This is a genomic window from Thiomonas sp. FB-6 (genome assembly GCF_000377645.1).
Taxonomy (GTDB): Bacteria; Pseudomonadota; Gammaproteobacteria; order Burkholderiales; family Burkholderiaceae_C; genus Thiomonas_A.
In genome coordinates, this window is the sequence record NZ_KB898471.1 from 121,138 (window position 1) to 135,632 (window position 14,495).

Here is a 14,495-nt window from a genome sequence, read left to right on the forward strand (position 1 = left end):
CCTGGCCCGGCCCCGGGGGCAGCGCCGCCGCGGCCGCCCCGGGGAAAGCATCACTTCACCAGTTTCCAGGCCCCGTGCTCGACCCGCACCATCACCACCGCGTCGGCGCCGGGGCCGTCGTGGTTGCTGGGGCTCATGGTGTAGATGCCGTCGGAGCCGGGCAGGTCCTTCAGGCCCTCGAGCGCATCACGCAGGGCGCTGCGCAGCGCGGGCGTGTCGCCGGGCCCGGCGGTCTTCAGGGCCACCGGCAGCGCGGCCTCGAGCAGCACTCCGCTGTCCCATGCATTGGCCGTGAACTGCGACACGGTGTTGCCGTGCACCTTCTCGTAGGTGCCGGCCATGCGCATCGCGGCCGCCTTGATCGGCGAGGATTCGGGCAACTGGGCCGCCACCACGCCGGGCGAAACCGGCACCAGCGTGCCCTCGCAGTCGGCGCCGCACACGCGCAGGAAGTCGGGGTTGGCCACGCCGTGGGTCTGGTACAGCTGGCCCTTGAAGCCGACCTGGTTCAGGGCCCGCGCCGGCAGCGCCGCCGGCGTGCCGGAGGCGGCGATCAGCACCGCCTGCGGCCTGGCCGCCGCGATGTGCAGTGCCTGGCCGGTCACCGAGGTGGCGCTGCGCGCGAACTCCTCCTTGTCGACGATCTCGATGCCGTGGGCCTTGGCGTCCGCCGAGAAGGCCTTCCACCAGCCTTCGCCATAGGCGTCGCTGAAGCCGATGAAGGCCACCTTCTTCAGCCCCTGCGCCAGCATGCTGCGCACCACCGCGCCGGCCATCAGGGCGTTGCTCTGCGGGGTGCTGAACACCCAGCGCGTGCGCTCGGTCACCGGCATCGAGATGCTGGGCACGATGGCGATGTCGGGCACCTTGGCGCCGGCCACGACGTCGATGATCGCCAGCGCGTTGGGGGTGATGCTGGGGCCCAGGATCACGTCCACGTGGTCCTGCTCGATGAGCTGGCGGGCATCCTTGACCGCGGTGGTGGGATCGCTGGCGTCGTCCAGGAAGATGTAATGGACCGCCTGCCCGGCGATGGTCTTCGGGAACAGCTCGATGGTCTTCCTCTCGGGAATGCCCAGCGACGCGGCGGGGCCGGTCATGGACAGGATCACCCCGACCTGCACGTCGGCCATCGCGGCCGGGGCCGCGGCCGCCAGCGCGGCTGCGAGAACTGCGGTTTTCCAGGCTTTCATCGTCTTGTCTCCCAAATGTTGAACCACGAAGGCGGCGCCTCAGCGCGCCGCCTGCACTTCGGGCAGGACCAGGTCCTGGCTCCGGATGCGTTGCCAATGCAGCGCGGCGCGCGGCAGCAGCCAGTCCACGCCGTAGCGCATGCGCGCCAGCAGGGCCTCGGCCCAGAGCGGGTCCTCGGCCGGCTCGCGCAGCGCGGCGCGCGCGCTGGCGGCGAAGGCCCAGGCGCACAGCAGCCACCACAGGCCGTCCATCGCGTCCTGCGCCAGCGCCAGCACCGCCCGCGGGTCGTCGCGCGCCAGCAGCGCGTCCAGCGCGGCCTCGGCCTGCTCGCATGACTCCTGCAGCGCCCGCGCGAAGGCCAGCAGGCGCGGCTGCCCCGAGCACTCCTGCGCCTCGGCGCGGAACTCCCGCAGCAGCGCACGCAGGGCCGCCCCGCCGTCGCCCAGCAGCTTGCGCTGCACCAGGTCGATGGCCTGGATCTCGTTGGTGCCTTCGTAGATCATCGCGATGCGCGCGTCGCGCACGCTTTGCTCGATGCCGTATTCGCGCACGTAGCCGTAGCCGCCGAAGACCTGAAGCGCCGCGCTGGCGCCCTCGAAACCCAGGCGCGTGAGTCCGGCCTTGAGCAGCGGGGTCAGCAGCGCGGCCTCCGCCTGGCGCGCCGCGCGCACCGCGGGGTCGGGATGGTGGGCCGCCAGGTCCAGCGCCAGCGCCGCGCGCGCGGCCATCACGCGACCGGCCTCCACCTGCGCCTGCAGCGCCAGCAGCGCGTGCCGCATCGCCGGGTGGCGCGCGATGGGGTCGGCCTCGGCATCGGCGTTGGCGCGCGGGCCGGGCACGCGCAGCTGCCGGCGCTCGCAGGCATGACGCAGGGCGTTCTGCGCCGCCATCTCGGCGTGACCCAGGCCCTGCAGCGCGACGTGCAGGCGGGCCGAGTTCATCATCACGAACATCGCCGCCAGCCCGCGCCCGGGCTCGCCGATCAGCCAGCCCGTGGCGCCTTCGTAGCGCATCGCGCAGGTGGCGCTCGCGCGCAGGCCCATCTTGTGTTCCAGCGAGTCGCAGTGCATCGCGTTGCGACTGCCGTCGGGCAGGAGCTTGGGCACCAGCGCCAGCGACAGCCCGCGCGTGCCGGGAGCAGCGTCGGGCAGGCGGCACAGCACCAGGTGCACGATGTTGTCGCTCAGGTCGTGGTCGCCGCCGGAGATGAAGATCTTGCTTCCGCGGACCCGCAGGCTGCCGTCGGCCTGCGGCTCGGCGCGCGTGCGCAGCAGGCCCAGGTCGCTGCCGGCCTGCGGCTCGGTGAGCGCCATGGCGGCCAGCCACTCGCCGCTGACCAGGCGCGGCAGGTAACGCTGGCGCAGTTCCTCGCTGCCATGCGCGGCCAGGGTCTCGACCGCGCCGTGCAGCAGGTCCGGGTACATGTTCCACGCGTGGTTGCAGGCGTCGAGCATCTCGCGCAGGCAGGCGTCGAGTACCAGCGGAAGTCCCTGGCCGCCCCAGCGCGGCTCGGCGGCCAGCGCCGGCCAGCCGGCCTCGACGAACTCCCGGTAGGCCCGGCCGAAACCCTCGGGGGTGCGCACCTGCCCGCCCTCGTCCAGGCGGCATCCGCCCAGGTCGCCGGAGGCGTTCAGCGGCTGCAGGCGCCCGGCGGCGAAACGCGCGCCCTGCTCGAGCACCGCGCAGGCGGTGTCCAGGTCCAGCTCGGCGTGCGCCGGGCAGGCCGCCCAGGCGGCGGGGGCGTCGAGCACCTGCCCGAGCACGAAACGCATATGGCGCAGCGGCGCCTCGTAGGTCCAGGCCATGCTCAGTCCTGCTCCAGGGTGGGGATGGTGGCGCGCGGTCCCTGCATCACGATTTCGCCACCTTGGCCGCGCGCTTGTGCAGGAAATCGCGCACCCGCTTCCAGCCCCCCGCCCACCACGGCGCCGTGCAGCACCGAGAGCACCGGAACCGGGCCGTACTGGATGGTCTCGAAGGCCGCGTGCCAGGCGCGGGAGTGGTGGATGCCCTGCACCACGTTGCGCTCGCTGACCTCGCCGAGGTCCAGCCCCGCGCAGAAATGCTCCCCCGCGGCGCTGATCACCACCACGCGCACGTCCGCGGGCAGGTTGACGAAGGCGCTATGCAGTTGCGCGAGCAATGCGTCATGGACCGAGTTGCGCTTGTCGGGGCGGTTCAGGCGCAGGTGCAGCACGGTGTCGTTGCGCTGAAGCTGCAGCAGGTCCAGCGCCGCCAGTGCGCCGGTGCAGGCTCGGAATTCCTGGAGCATGGGATTCATTCGGGAAGGATGATCTCGGGACCGCCGGCGTACAGCGCCTCGACCAGTGTCCTGTCCCGCTAATCACTGTCATTTCGCTGGGCCGTATCGGGGCCCAGCCCGAAGGGTTCGGCGCCGATACCAGGCGCACGCGCAGCGTACCCACCGACACCCAGGTGCCCGAGGCCAGCTTGAAATCCTCGGCCACGCGGCCGTCGAAGGCCCCGCCCTGCTCGGGCCGCGCCGGATCGGCGAGCAGCCCGGCGTCGCCGATGCCGTAGTGGCCCTCGGCGTCGAAGGCCTGGGCCGTGAGCTGCGGCGCGTCGCGGTAGCCGGGAAACACGTTGACCCCGCGCACCCGGCGGGCCAGCGCCTGCAGCCTGTCCCAGCTCGACTGCGGCAGGCCGGCGCCGGCGTAGAACACGCCCCGCAGGCGCGACAGCCAGGAGGCCGCGACTTCGTCGTCCGCCTCGAGCATGGGCAGCAGCATGTCCAGGCCGCGCGGCACGTTGAAATGCAGGGTCGGCCGCAGCTCGCAGGCATTGCGCAGCGAGCGCTCGATCTGCCCGGGCAGCGGGCGCCCGTCGTCCACGGCCAGGAATCCGCCGTTGCGCAGCACCAGGCCCAGGTTGTGGTTGCCGCCGAAGGTGTGGCTCCACGGCAGCCAGTCGCGCAGCACCGGCTTTTCCTGCTCCAGGAAGCGCCAGACCTGAGCGATCATCTGCTGGTTCGCGCACAGCACGCGATGGGTGTTGATCACCACCTTGGGGTGCCCGGTGGACCCGGAGGTCAGCAGGTACTTGGCATGGGTGTCGGGCGTGATGGCCTCGAAGGCGCGCATGACCTCCGGCCCCTCGGCGGTGCGCAGGAGGCTGTCGAAACGCAGCGCGCCGGGATAGGTGTCGGCTCCATCGCTGAACACCACCACCGCCTGCTGCCCGGAGCTGGCGATCGCCGGGCCGTACACCGCGGCGTCGCTGGCGTAGATCAGCGCCGGTCCCAGGGTGTTGAGAATGCCGTGGATGCGCGAATAGTCGCCGTCACGCACCAGGCGGCAATAGGCGCTGGACACGGCGCACACGACGCGGCCCACGTGCATCGCGGCCAGCATCAGCAGCAGGTGGTCCAGCGCGTTGTCCGACAGCACCGCGACCGGCGCCTGCGCCTGCAGCTTCAGGCCCAGCAGGCTTTGCGCGATGCGCCCCACCCCTTCGCGGGTCTGCGCCCAGCTCAGGCTGCGCCAGGCGCCGTCGGGCGCGCGCTCGGCGAAGGCCGGCGCATCCGGCGTCTCGCGCGCCCAGGTCTCCAGCCATTCCCCCACGCAGCGCGCGTAGGGGCACAGGGGCTCGGGCGAGCGCAGCACGAAACTGCCGTCGTCGAAACCCACGCGCACCACGCGCTGCGGCGCCAGGCCCAGGCGCCGCGCCCGGGCCGTCGCATCCAGCATGTCCACCTCGACGTCTCCCGCGTGTTTTTACCATACACATGCGTATGTGTTTGGTGACATGCTATGCCTACAATTCCGGCCCTCGATCAGGACAAACCCGCGGGGCCGGGCCCGCCCAGCCCCGCTCCTCCACCGCCTTCATGCCCGCCCTTCCGACGCCCCACCCGCCCTCCCCGCCGCGCAAGCGCCGGCAGGCCCCGCGGCGCGAGACCCTGACCCCGGAGCGCTGGATCGAGGCCGCCACCGCGGTGCTGGTGGACCACGGCATCGACAACGTGCGGGTGGACGTGCTGGCCACCGAACTCGAGGTCACGCGGGGCAGCTTCTACTGGCATTTCCGCGACCGCGAGGACCTGCTGCGCCAGGTGCTGCAAAGCTGGCGCGACCGCGCCACCGAGCAGCTCACAGCGCGCCTGAAACAGGCCAGCGGCGACGCGCGGGCGCAGTTGCGCGAGGTGCTGTCCCTGCCCTTTCGCGGCCGCGCGGCGATGCGCGCCGCGCGCATCGAACTGGCGCTGCGCGCCTGGGCCCGGCACGACGCGATGGCCCGGCAGGCGGTGGACGAAGCCGACGCCAGCCGCATCGACTACATCAGCGGCCTCATCGAGGCCATGGGCTTCGCGCCCACCGAAGCACGCCAGCGCGGCTTCCTGCTGTACAGCTACGTGGTCGCCGAATCGCAGATCGGCGGCGCGGGCAGCCACACCGAGCGCAGCGCGCGCCGCCGCCTGGTCGAGCGCCTCATCCTCGACTGTCCGAGCCCCCGCGAGAACGTCGGCCCCTGAAGCCAGGGATGGCCTCAGGATCGCCGCTCAGCCCTGATCCGCGCGGCCACGGCGCCGCGCTCGAAGTCGTTGAACGCGAGCGCGAAGAACTCCCGCATCCGGTCTCGCGTGGGGGCGTCGTCCAGAAGCTGCGCATAGCCCTCATCGGCGGCCGAGGGCTTGCAGGCCAGCAGCCGAGCCTTGACGATTTCGTACTGCTGCGGCTCGCCGACCCGCGTGCAGACCCACTCCAGATCGGCGACGCAATACCCGTGCCCCGTCATGAGCACGTAGAGGTCGAACCAATCACGGCTCTTGGACCGGTCGGCGATCGCCAGGACCTTCGTGGCGAAGATTTCATCCAGGCTCGCCACGCGCACGGCGCTGGCCGCATCGCCCGCGAGCAGGCTCGTCACCTGGTTACGCAGGCGCACAAAGGATAGTCTGGCAGCCCCTTGCACGGAGTAGTCCTGCTGACGGTCCTCCAGGTCCAGGCCGGCATCGATGGCCTCCTGCACTGCGACGGGATCAGCCATTGGCGCCAGGATCCAGCCCTCGGCCGACAGCCTGGCACGCAGCTGTTCGAGGGCCAGGCGGGGAAGCGTCTGTCCCGCCACGAAGGCGAAGTCCAGGTCCTCGCTTCTGCGGTGGCCGATGCGCATGGCCAATGCGGTTCCCCCCACGAGGACGAAGCCACGCAACAGCGCCTCGCCGCGCAGACGCTCCCACAATCGGGCGGTATCAGGCGGCAGCGAGCGCAAATCCATCCTGGATGTTCCTCAGGAGTTGCTCCGTGACCGCCCGCGCCCGAAGTGCCTCGGGATCGTCCGCGGCCAACAGTTCGTCCCACTCGCGTTGCAGCCTCGGCAAGCCGAACTCCACCGCCGCGTCGAGCAACATGCGAAACCCCGGGCGCACCAGCGCCCGGCGGAGCAGGACCTCGTCCGGGGCATCCGGGTTCGACCATAGCAAGGCACGATAGCGCTCCCGGAACCCTGGGGGCGGCGCTGGCGGCGCAGCGACGGTGGCGACGGCTTGCCGGCCAGCCGGCCTGCGAAGGACCAAGTCGGCGCCGACCGCCCGGGCCAGGGCTTCGGCCAGAGGCAACTGCAAGGACCCGCGCTTCTTGGCCCGCGAGAGCGTTTCCGCGCGCACGCCGGCCGCGGCCGCGAGTTGCTTCTGCGTGAGCCCGAGCTCCGCTGCTGCCGCGAGGATGTCCCGAAGAATTGCCGTGCTCATGACCACCGTTGATTGATCATTTGATCAATCAAACATAATCAAACTTGCACAAAACGTCAATTCCCCTTACAGCATGCGCAATCCGGCGCCCAGCAGTACGGTCGCCAGCAGCCCCCGTGTGACCCGCTCCGGCAGCCACGCGCTGGCGCGCGCGCCCAGCCAGATGCCCGGCAAGGACCCGAGCAGCAGCGCGGCGAGCACGCGCAGGTCCACGTGGCCCAGCCAGGCGTGCCCCGCGCCGGCCAGCAGGCTCAGCGGCACCGCGTGCGCGATGTCCGTGCCCACCAGCCTGCGCGCCCGCAAGCGCGGGTGCAGCAGCGCGATCAGCGTGGAGCCGATGGCCCCGGCGCCCACGGAACTCAAGGTCACGAGCACGCCCAGCAGTGCTCCCAGCACCACGGTCAGCACGTCGCGCAGCCCTGCGGGGACCCGGCGCCCCGCGCGAAGCGCGAAGCGGCTCCAGGCGCCGCGCCCGGCGATCATCACCGCCGTCAGCAGCAAGGCCACGCCCAGCGCCGTGCCCAGCACGCCGTGGCCCGAGCGCGCCCAGCCCAGCGCATGCATCGCCAGCAGGGTCCCCAGGCATGCCGGAAGGCTGCCCAGCAGCATGCGCCGCAGCAGCGCCCGATCCACGTGCCCCTGGCGCCAGTGCGCCACCGCCCCGCCGAACTTGGTGAGAGCCGCGAAGCACAGGTCGGTGCCGATGGCCACCGGCAGCGGAAGCCGGAACACCCCGATCAGCATCGGAGTCATGAGGGAGCCGGCGCCGACGCCGGTGGCGCCGATCAGGGCGCCCGTGAGCAGGCCCAGCAAGACCAGGGTGGGAAATAGCATCGCCGCAGCTCGAGGGGGAACAGGCCGTCGATGCTAGGCACGGAGCGCGTGAAACCCAACGATTCATGGCTCATGAGCTTATGCCGGCGGGCGCCGAGCGCATGCGCGATGCAGGCAAACCGTGACAATGCGCTCAAGCGCACAGCCGCGTGCGTGTCCTGAGCCGATCGTGGGTGGACTCACCATGCCTCGCAGCAGACTGTTCCTCTCCGGCGTCGCCGCCGTCGTCCTCCTGGCGGGAATCCGGATTTCGTTCGCAGCGCCCCGGGCGCCGGTCTATCTCGGCGTCCTCGAAGGCCCGCAGGTCGAGGCGACCGCGCCGAATCCGCCTGTGAGTTCGGGGCTGCACGTACGCGTCCTGTTTCGACGAGACGGCTCCAGATGGAAGCCGATGGAGGGCGCCTTCGGCACGCCGGCGGCCCTCGGCGGCACGAACCGCCTTGCCCCGCAAAGCGTGGCCTGGACGGTGTTCTTCCGCGGCAAGGCCATCGGCGACGTCAGGAGTCGGAATCCGGGCGTCGTCCGCTGGTACTCCGATGTCGGCGCGCAGATCATCACCACGCCCGAAGTGAACATCCCCGTGATTCGAAGCGGCGCGCGGGATTTCCCGGCGCCCGGCGCAGTCGCGCGCAGGAGGCCGCTGCTGCTGGTCTCCGCGCCGCAGGAGCGCAATCGCCAACCATGGAGGCCCACCGTGCTGACCCCCGCGCAAGCCGCCACGGCTGCAGCCGCGTTGCGCACGTGGGTTCACAGCTCGGAACGCTGCAGGACGCCGGAACAGGAGCCCGTGCGCCGGGTGCCGTATGGAAACGACAGGATCCATGTGCTTCGCGCCTACCGCGACAGGAACGGGCAAGTGCTGCTCGGCGAACGGCTCGAGGATCCCCGCGCGAACTGTGCATTCTTCGACGACCCGAACTTCGTCGACTACTGGTTCGTGATGGACAGACGGGGTTCCATTCGCTATCTGGGCCGCCGGATGACGCCGGTCGACGTGGCCAACGTCGACCCCGGCGGCAGGCCGGCCTGGTTGTTCCTCACGTCGCGTGGTGAAGACGAGAACGGATACAGGCTGTTCTACGACGACTTCAGAAAGGTCGCGTCCTTTCACTGGATCGACCACTGAGCGTACCGATGTTCGCAGTACGCGCGGCGACGCGGACCCCGGGTTTGCGCGGGCACGGGACTGAGCTGGCTGCCAACGGACCTTGCGCACTCCAGCGGCCATGAAAAAAGCCGCAAGCCCTTGATTTCTCATGGTCTTGCGGCCTCTGCCGGACGTTACCGGACTTGCGTCTGGTGGGTGGTACAGGGATCGAACCTGTGGCCCCTGCCGTGTGAAGGCAGTGCTCTACCGCTGAGCTAACCACCCGGGGCGAAAACCAAAATTATGCCATAGAAATTTCGCCGCGCATCAAGTCGGCGCAGCCGTGGGCTTCCACACCGCCTTGCCGCCCTTGTCCAGCACCTGCAGGATGGCCTCGTGCTCGCGCAGCTCGGCCTCGCTGGCCGCCAGCACGCGCAGTTGCAGGCCGGACAGGTCCGCGGCCTGCTCGGCGCCCGCCTGCTGCGAGTCCTCCAGTTCCATGACCAGGCTGTCCTGGCCGCGGGTGAGCCAGACGTAGACTTCGGCCAGCAGTTCCGCGTCCAGCAGGGCGCCGTGCAGCGTGCGCCGGGTGTTGTCCACGCCGAAACGCTTGCACAGCGCGTCCAGGCTGTTGAACTTGCCGGGGAACTGTTCGCGGGCGATGGCCAGGGAATCGGTGATGCCGGCGCAATGCGACTCGAAAGGGGCGCGGCCCAGGCGCTCGAGTTCGGCGTCGAGGAAGGCCACGTCGAAGGCTGCGTTGTGGATCACCACCTCGGCGCCGTGCACGAATTCCAGCAGATCGTCGACGACCTGCTCGAACAGCGGCATGCCGGAGAGGAACTCGTCGGTCAGGCCGTGCACCCGCAGCGCGTCGGGATGGCTGGAGCGCCTCGGGTTCACGTAGCGCTGGAAATGCCGGCCGCTGGGCCTGCGCTTGAGCAGTTCCACGCCGGCCACCTCGATGATGCGGTCGCCGGAGCCGGGGTTCAGGCCGGTGGTCTCGGTGTCGAGGATGACCTGCCGGGTCATGGGCGCCTCCCGGCGGCGAACTCGCCCCGCCCCTGCACGCTGTCGACGCCGCGATTGGCGAGCTCGTCGGCCAGTTCGTTGCCCGGGTTGCCGTCGTGGCCGCGCACCCAGATCCATTGCACGCGGTGCGCGCCGGCCGCCTGCTCCAGGCGCTGCCACAGGTCCACGTTCTTCACCGGCTTGCGGTCGGCCGTCTTCCAGCCGCGCGCCTTCCAGCCGGCGAGCCACTCGGTCATGCCCTTGAGCACGTATTGCGAGTCGGTGTACAGGCGCACCTCGCAGGGCTGCTTGAGGGTTTCCAGCGCGGTGATGGCCGCCAGCATTTCCATGCGGTTGTTGGTGGTGGCCGGCTCGCCGCCGAACATCTCCTTCTGCGCGCCCGATGCGCGCAGCACCACGCCCCAGCCGCCCGGGCCGGGATTTCCTCGACAGGCGCCGTCGGTATAGGCGTCCACTTGACTCATGCACGATCTCCGGATTCGCGGCGCTTGTGCGCCGCACGACGATGGGCCACCGGGCGCCCCACATGCGCCTTCGCGGCGCCCGGCTGCCAGGCCTTGCCGACCAGGCGCATGGAACGCACGCGCTTGGTCGCCACCAATACATACATGCCGCCCAGCATGGGCCACCAGCGCTCGCCCGCCTTGTCCATGAAGCGCCAGCGCTCCAGCCAGGCCTGAGTCTGCAGCGGCGGGCGCCAGCATCCGTAGGCGCCCGCGGTGACCTCGAAACTCAGCAGGCGCAGCCAGTCGCGCACCCGCCGCGGCGAGATGAACTCTCCGCTCTGCGGCAGGTAGGGCTCGCCGCCCAGGCGCGCCAGCGCCTGGCGCGCGCCCCACAGGCTCAGCGCGTTGAAGCCGGTGATCACCACCTGCCCGCCCGCCACCAGCACGCGGTCGGCCTCGCGCAGGCAGGCGTAGGGGTCGGAGGCCACCTCCAGCGTATGCGGCAGCACCACCAGGTCCAGGCTCTGGCCGGCCAGCGGCAGGTCGGTGAACTCGCACACCAGCGCGGCCGGCCCGGCGGCACCCGGCGCCTCCTCGACGCTGTCGGCGACGTCGCGCGCGAACCAGCGGTGGGGCATGCGGTTGTGGCGCAGCGCGGCCAGCCCGCCCATGCCCAGTTGCACCGCGTGGAACCCGAAGATGTCCGCGACCAGGCGGTCCATCTGCTGCTGCTGCCAGGCCAGCGCATGGTGTCCGCCCGGGCTTTGCATCCAGCGGTCGAGATTTATACTCGGGCGCACTTCGGGGGACTCATGCATATCGTCGCGCTGCAAGCCTTTCGGGACAACTACATCTGGATGATCCACGACTCGCGCAGCGCCGTGGTGGTGGATCCGGGCGACGCCGGCCCCGTGCTGGCCGCCTGCGAGTCCGGCGGCCTGCGACTCGCCGGCATTCTAGTCACCCACCACCACCCCGATCACACCGGCGGCATCGCCGCGCTGCTGCAGCGCGGGCCGGTGCCGGTGTGGGGCCCTGCCGGCGAGGACATCGGCGGCGTGTCGCATCGCGTGGCCGGGGGCGACAGCGTCGAGCTGCAGGCGCTGGGACTGCGCTTCGAGGTGCTGGACGTTCCCGGGCACACATTGGGACACATCGCCTACCACTGCGCGTCGCTGGGCATCCTGTTGTGCGGCGACACCCTGTTCTCGGCCGGATGCGGGCGTCTTTTCGAGGGCACGCCGGAGCAGATGCTGGCTTCGCTGGACCGCCTGGGGTCGTTGCCGGACGACACTCAGGTATTTTGTACGCATGAGTACACGCTGAGCAACTTACAATTCGCTCGCCGCGTGGAGCCGGGCAACTCCGACACCGAGGACTACGAGCGCTGGTGCCTGCGGCAGCGCAGCGAGCTTTTGCCCACGCTTCCCAGTAGCATCGCGCGGGAACGCCGGGTGAACCCCTTCCTGCGCTCGGACCAGGCTTCCATCCGGGCGCAGCTGCGGGAGCATTTCGGGCGCGAACCCGCCGACCGGGTCGACGCCTTCGCGATGCTGCGGCAGTGGAAGAACGATTTTTGAACCACAGGAACGCGGACCCCGGAGGGTCCGCAATGAGGAATACGGGATGCAGCGTTTTCGAGGAGTGAGGTTCTGGGCCCTGGCCGCGGTCGTCCTGATGGCCGCCGGTTGCGCCGCCCCCCCTCGCTCCCCGGTGTCGTCCTCGCTGCAGATCCCGCGCCCGGGCAGTTCCGCGCCGACGCCCGCCGGCGCCGCCAGCGCCACCGCCCTGGCCGACGGCGCCTCGGCCCCGCTGGCCGCCGCCAGCGCCGCGGCCGCGGTGCCCGCGACGGATGCCAGCGCCGCCGCGGCGGCGGCCGCACCTCGCTACACGGACATCTGGCAGCGCATCCGCGGCGGCTTCGGCATTCCCGACATGGACGGGCCGCAGATGCAGCCCTACGTCGAGCAGGCCGTGCACTGGTACACCACCCGCCCCGACTACGTGGCGCGCATGACCGAGCGCTCGCGCAAGTACCTCTACTACATCGTCGAGGAAGTACGGCGCCGCGGCATGCCCACCGAGCTGGCGCTGCTGCCGTTCATCGAGAGCGCCTTCAACCCCGATGCCCTGTCCAGCGCCAAGGCCTCGGGCATGTGGCAGTTCATCCCCAGCACGGGCAAGAACTACAACCTGCGCCAGACCATGTTCCAGGACGGGCGCCGCGACGTCATGGCCTCCACGCGGGCCGCGCTGGACTACCTGACCAAGCTGCACGCCATGTTCGGCGACTGGCAGCTTGCGCTGGCCGCCTACAACTGGGGCGAAGGCGGGCTGCAGCGCGCGGTGGCCTACAACCAGGCTCACGGCCTGCCGGTGGACTACGCGCACCTGCGCATGCCCCAGGAAACGCGCAATTACTACCCCAAGCTGCAGGCGGTGAAGGACATCATCGAGCACCCGGAGCAGTACGGCATCACGCTGCCGCCCGTGCCCGACCACCCCTACTTCCAGCCGGTGACCGTCACCCAGGACATCGACGTGTCGCAGGCGGCCCGCCTGGCCGGCATCTCGGTGGCGGATTTCCGCTCCCTCAACCCGGCGTTCAAGAAGCCGGTGATCCTGGCGGCCACGCATCCGCAGATCCTGCTGCCCTACGACAACGCCACCCAGTTCGAGCAGGCGCTGGCCGAGCACCAGGGCCCGCTGGCCCGCTGGACCGCCTACCGCGTCGAGCGCACCTCCACGCCGGCCGCGCTGGCCGAGCACCTGCACCTGACCGTGGCGACGCTGCGCGAGGTCAACGACATTCCCAGCCGCACCGTGATCAAGGCGGGCTCCACCGTGCTGGTGCCGCGTCCGCCGCAGGACGACGCCAACGTCAGCCGGCACGTGGCGGAGAACGCCGTGCTCACGCTGGCCCCGGTGGAGCCGCCGCTGCGCCGCCTGCGCCTGTACGCCGGGCACTACGACACGCCGGGCACGGTGGCGCGGCGCTACGGGCTCAGCGTGGCCGAGGTGGCGCGCTGGAACCACGTACGCGAGAGCACGCGTTTCCGGCCGCACGCGCTGGTGGTCGTGTACACCCGCGAATTGCACCCGCACCGCGAGTTGCGCCTGGCCGAGCAGCGCCGCGCGCATGAGCGCAGCGTGCGCATGGCGCAGCGCCGGCGCGGCCCCGGCCATACCGTGCGCGTGGCCACGCGGCCGTCGCGCCCTCTGATCAGCGTCGCCGAGCGCTGAAGCCTCGAAGGGGCGCCGCCGACGCCCCGCTGCCTTTGCCCATGTCCGAATCCGTCCGCGAATACCTTCTCGAGCTCCAGTCGCGCATCCTCGCCGAGCTGGAGCGCGCCGACGGCCATGCCTTCCGGCGCGATGCCTGGACCCGCCCGGCCGGCGGCCGCCTGGAGGGCGACGGCCTGAGCAGCGTGCTGGAGGAAGGCGCGCTGTTCGAGCGCGGCGGCTGCAATTTCTCGGCGGTGCGCGGCGCCAGCCTGCCTCCATCGGCCACCCAGCAGCGCGCGGAGCTGGCGGGAGCTCCCTTCACCGCCATGGGCGTGTCGCTGGTGCTGCACCCACGCAACCCCTACGTGCCCACCGTGCACCTGAACGTGCGCCTGCTCAGCGTGCACCCGCCGGGCAAGGAGCCGCTGAGCTGGTTCGGCGGCGGCATGGACCTCACCCCCTACTACGGCTTCGAGGAAGACGCGGTGCATTTCCACCGCAGCTGCAAGCAGGCGCTGGACCCGCTGGACCCGGGCTACCACCCACGGTTCAAGGCCTGGTGCGACGAATACTTCTTTCTCAAGCACCGCGGCGAGGCGCGCGGCATCGGCGGCATCTTTTTCGACGACTTCCACGCCGGGGGCTTCGAAGCCGGCTACGCGCTGATGCGCGCCACCGGGGACGCCTTCCTCGGTGCCTACCTGCCCATCGTGCAGCGCCGGCGCGACATGCCCTACGGCGATCGCGAGCGCGAATTCCAGGCGCTGCGCCGCGGGCGCTACGTGGAATTCAACCTGGTGTGGGACCGCGGCACCCTGTTCGGCCTGCAGTCGGGCGGGCGCACCGAGTCCATCCTGATGTCCATGCCGCCGCAGGTGCGCTGGCGCTACGACTGGAAACCCGAGCCGGGTACGCCGGAAGCTCGCCTGAGCGAGCAGTTCCTGCCGCCGCGCGACTGGGTCTGATC

15 protein-coding genes and 1 tRNA gene are annotated in these 14,495 nt (G+C 70.8%); 5 read left to right on the forward strand and 11 right to left on the reverse strand.

The window, feature by feature from the left end; translation table 11 throughout:
* Positions 1-50 precede the first annotated feature (50 nt).
* The 4 genes from D466_RS0100575 to D466_RS0100590 are packed head-to-tail and all read right to left on the reverse strand — an operon-like array spanning position 51 to position 4,901.
* On the reverse strand, positions 51-1,193 hold the full coding sequence (locus D466_RS0100575; protein ID WP_018911740.1) for an ABC transporter substrate-binding protein: 1,143 nt from the start codon (positions 1,191-1,193) through the stop codon (positions 51-53).
* Positions 1,194-1,232: 39 nt separating this feature from the next.
* Positions 1,233-2,999, reverse strand: coding sequence for an acyl-CoA dehydrogenase family protein (locus D466_RS0100580; RefSeq protein WP_018911741.1), 1,767 nt, complete (start codon positions 2,997-2,999; stop codon positions 1,233-1,235).
* Positions 3,000-3,001: 2 nt separating this feature from the next.
* On the reverse strand, positions 3,002-3,391 hold the full coding sequence (locus tag D466_RS24610) for an enoyl-CoA hydratase-related protein (protein WP_369759387.1): 390 nt from the start codon (positions 3,389-3,391) through the stop codon (positions 3,002-3,004).
* Positions 3,342-4,901, reverse strand: a complete 1,560-nt coding sequence (locus D466_RS0100590) for an AMP-binding protein (RefSeq protein ID WP_018911743.1) — start codon at positions 4,899-4,901, stop codon at positions 3,342-3,344. Before D466_RS0100590 ends, D466_RS24610 begins: the two co-directional genes overlap by 50 nt.
* 140 nt (positions 4,902-5,041) lie before the next feature.
* On the opposite strand from D466_RS0100590, the gene D466_RS0100595 reads away from it, so the two are divergent.
* Positions 5,042-5,686 (forward strand): TetR/AcrR family transcriptional regulator, encoded by a 645-nt coding sequence (locus D466_RS0100595; RefSeq protein WP_018911744.1) that lies wholly within the window; start codon positions 5,042-5,044, stop codon positions 5,684-5,686.
* A gap of 14 nt (positions 5,687-5,700) precedes the next feature.
* Here the strand turns inward: D466_RS0100595 and D466_RS0100600 are convergent, their stop codons facing one another.
* From D466_RS0100600 to D466_RS0100610, 3 genes are all read right to left on the reverse strand, one after another.
* Positions 5,701-6,432 carry a nucleotidyl transferase AbiEii/AbiGii toxin family protein gene (locus D466_RS0100600; protein WP_018911745.1) on the reverse strand — a complete coding sequence of 244 codons (732 nt, stop codon included), beginning with the start codon at positions 6,430-6,432 and terminating at the stop codon, positions 5,701-5,703.
* On the reverse strand, positions 6,407-6,904 hold the full coding sequence (locus tag D466_RS0100605) for a hypothetical protein (RefSeq protein WP_018911746.1): 498 nt from the start codon (positions 6,902-6,904) through the stop codon (positions 6,407-6,409). Before D466_RS0100605 ends, D466_RS0100600 begins: the two co-directional genes overlap by 26 nt.
* 66 nt (positions 6,905-6,970) lie before the next feature.
* On the reverse strand, positions 6,971-7,738 hold the full coding sequence (locus D466_RS0100610) for a sulfite exporter TauE/SafE family protein (protein ID WP_018911747.1): 768 nt from the start codon (positions 7,736-7,738) through the stop codon (positions 6,971-6,973).
* 169 nt (positions 7,739-7,907) lie between these two features.
* Here D466_RS0100610 and D466_RS0100615 point away from each other — a divergent pair, with 169 nt between their 5' ends.
* Positions 7,908-8,864, forward strand: coding sequence for a hypothetical protein (locus D466_RS0100615; RefSeq protein ID WP_156003880.1), 957 nt, complete (start codon positions 7,908-7,910; stop codon positions 8,862-8,864).
* Between the two features lie 171 nt (positions 8,865-9,035).
* On the opposite strand, the gene D466_RS0100620 is transcribed toward D466_RS0100615, so the two are convergent.
* From D466_RS0100620 to D466_RS0100635, 4 genes are all read right to left on the reverse strand, one after another.
* Positions 9,036-9,110, reverse strand: a tRNA-Val gene (locus D466_RS0100620).
* Between the two features lie 42 nt (positions 9,111-9,152).
* On the reverse strand, positions 9,153-9,857 hold the full coding sequence (dnaQ, locus tag D466_RS0100625) for a DNA polymerase III subunit epsilon (protein ID WP_018911749.1): 705 nt from the start codon (positions 9,855-9,857) through the stop codon (positions 9,153-9,155).
* The gene (gene rnhA, locus D466_RS0100630; RefSeq protein WP_026284729.1) at positions 9,854-10,321 is read right to left on the reverse strand and encodes a ribonuclease HI; all 468 of its coding nucleotides are present in this window, start codon (positions 10,319-10,321) and stop codon (positions 9,854-9,856) included. The genes dnaQ and rnhA overlap by 4 nt, the downstream gene beginning before the upstream one ends.
* The gene (locus D466_RS0100635) at positions 10,318-11,121 is read right to left on the reverse strand and encodes a class I SAM-dependent methyltransferase (protein ID WP_231385639.1); all 804 of its coding nucleotides are present in this window, start codon (positions 11,119-11,121) and stop codon (positions 10,318-10,320) included. Before D466_RS0100635 ends, rnhA begins: the two co-directional genes overlap by 4 nt.
* On the opposite strand from D466_RS0100635, the gene gloB reads away from it, so the two are divergent.
* From gloB to hemF, 3 genes are all read left to right on the forward strand, one after another.
* On the forward strand, positions 11,116-11,883 hold the full coding sequence (gene gloB, locus D466_RS0100640; RefSeq protein ID WP_018911752.1) for a hydroxyacylglutathione hydrolase: 768 nt from the start codon (positions 11,116-11,118) through the stop codon (positions 11,881-11,883). The two genes, D466_RS0100635 and gloB, sit on opposite strands and share 6 nt — an antisense overlap.
* Positions 11,884-12,016: 133 nt before the next feature.
* Complete coding sequence (locus D466_RS0100645) at positions 12,017-13,546, forward strand: transglycosylase SLT domain-containing protein (protein ID WP_231385640.1); 1,530 nt, start codon at positions 12,017-12,019, stop codon at positions 13,544-13,546.
* 41 nt (positions 13,547-13,587) lie between these two features.
* Positions 13,588-14,493 carry an oxygen-dependent coproporphyrinogen oxidase gene (gene hemF, locus D466_RS0100650; protein ID WP_018911753.1) on the forward strand — a complete coding sequence of 302 codons (906 nt, stop codon included), beginning with the start codon at positions 13,588-13,590 and terminating at the stop codon, positions 14,491-14,493.
* The last annotated feature ends 2 nt before the right edge of the window (positions 14,494-14,495 follow it).

Bases quoted from the DNA above. Each gene is read 5' to 3' on its own strand.
- D466_RS0100575 (WP_018911740.1), bottom strand. From the start codon at position 1,193: ATGAAAGCCTGGAAAACCGCAGTTCTCGCAGCCGCGCTGGCGGCCGCG.
- D466_RS0100580 (WP_018911741.1), bottom strand. From the start codon at position 2,999: ATGGCCTGGACCTACGAGGCGCCGCTGCGCCATATGCGTTTCGTGCTC.
- D466_RS0100590 (WP_018911743.1), bottom strand. From the start codon at position 4,901: ATGCTGGATGCGACGGCCCGGGCGCGGCGCCTGGGCCTGGCGCCGCAG.
- D466_RS0100595 (WP_018911744.1), top strand. From the start codon at position 5,042: ATGCCCGCCCTTCCGACGCCCCACCCGCCCTCCCCGCCGCGCAAGCGC.
- D466_RS0100600 (WP_018911745.1), bottom strand. From the start codon at position 6,432: ATGGATTTGCGCTCGCTGCCGCCTGATACCGCCCGATTGTGGGAGCGT.
- D466_RS0100605 (WP_018911746.1), bottom strand. From the start codon at position 6,904: ATGAGCACGGCAATTCTTCGGGACATCCTCGCGGCAGCAGCGGAGCTC.
- D466_RS0100610 (WP_018911747.1), bottom strand. From the start codon at position 7,738: ATGCTATTTCCCACCCTGGTCTTGCTGGGCCTGCTCACGGGCGCCCTG.
- dnaQ (WP_018911749.1), bottom strand. From the start codon at position 9,857: ATGACCCGGCAGGTCATCCTCGACACCGAGACCACCGGCCTGAACCCC.
- rnhA (WP_026284729.1), bottom strand. From the start codon at position 10,321: ATGAGTCAAGTGGACGCCTATACCGACGGCGCCTGTCGAGGAAATCCC.
- gloB (WP_018911752.1), top strand. From the start codon at position 11,116: ATGCATATCGTCGCGCTGCAAGCCTTTCGGGACAACTACATCTGGATG.
- D466_RS0100635 (WP_231385639.1), bottom strand. From the start codon at position 11,121: ATGCATGAGTCCCCCGAAGTGCGCCCGAGTATAAATCTCGACCGCTGG.
- hemF (WP_018911753.1), top strand. From the start codon at position 13,588: ATGTCCGAATCCGTCCGCGAATACCTTCTCGAGCTCCAGTCGCGCATC.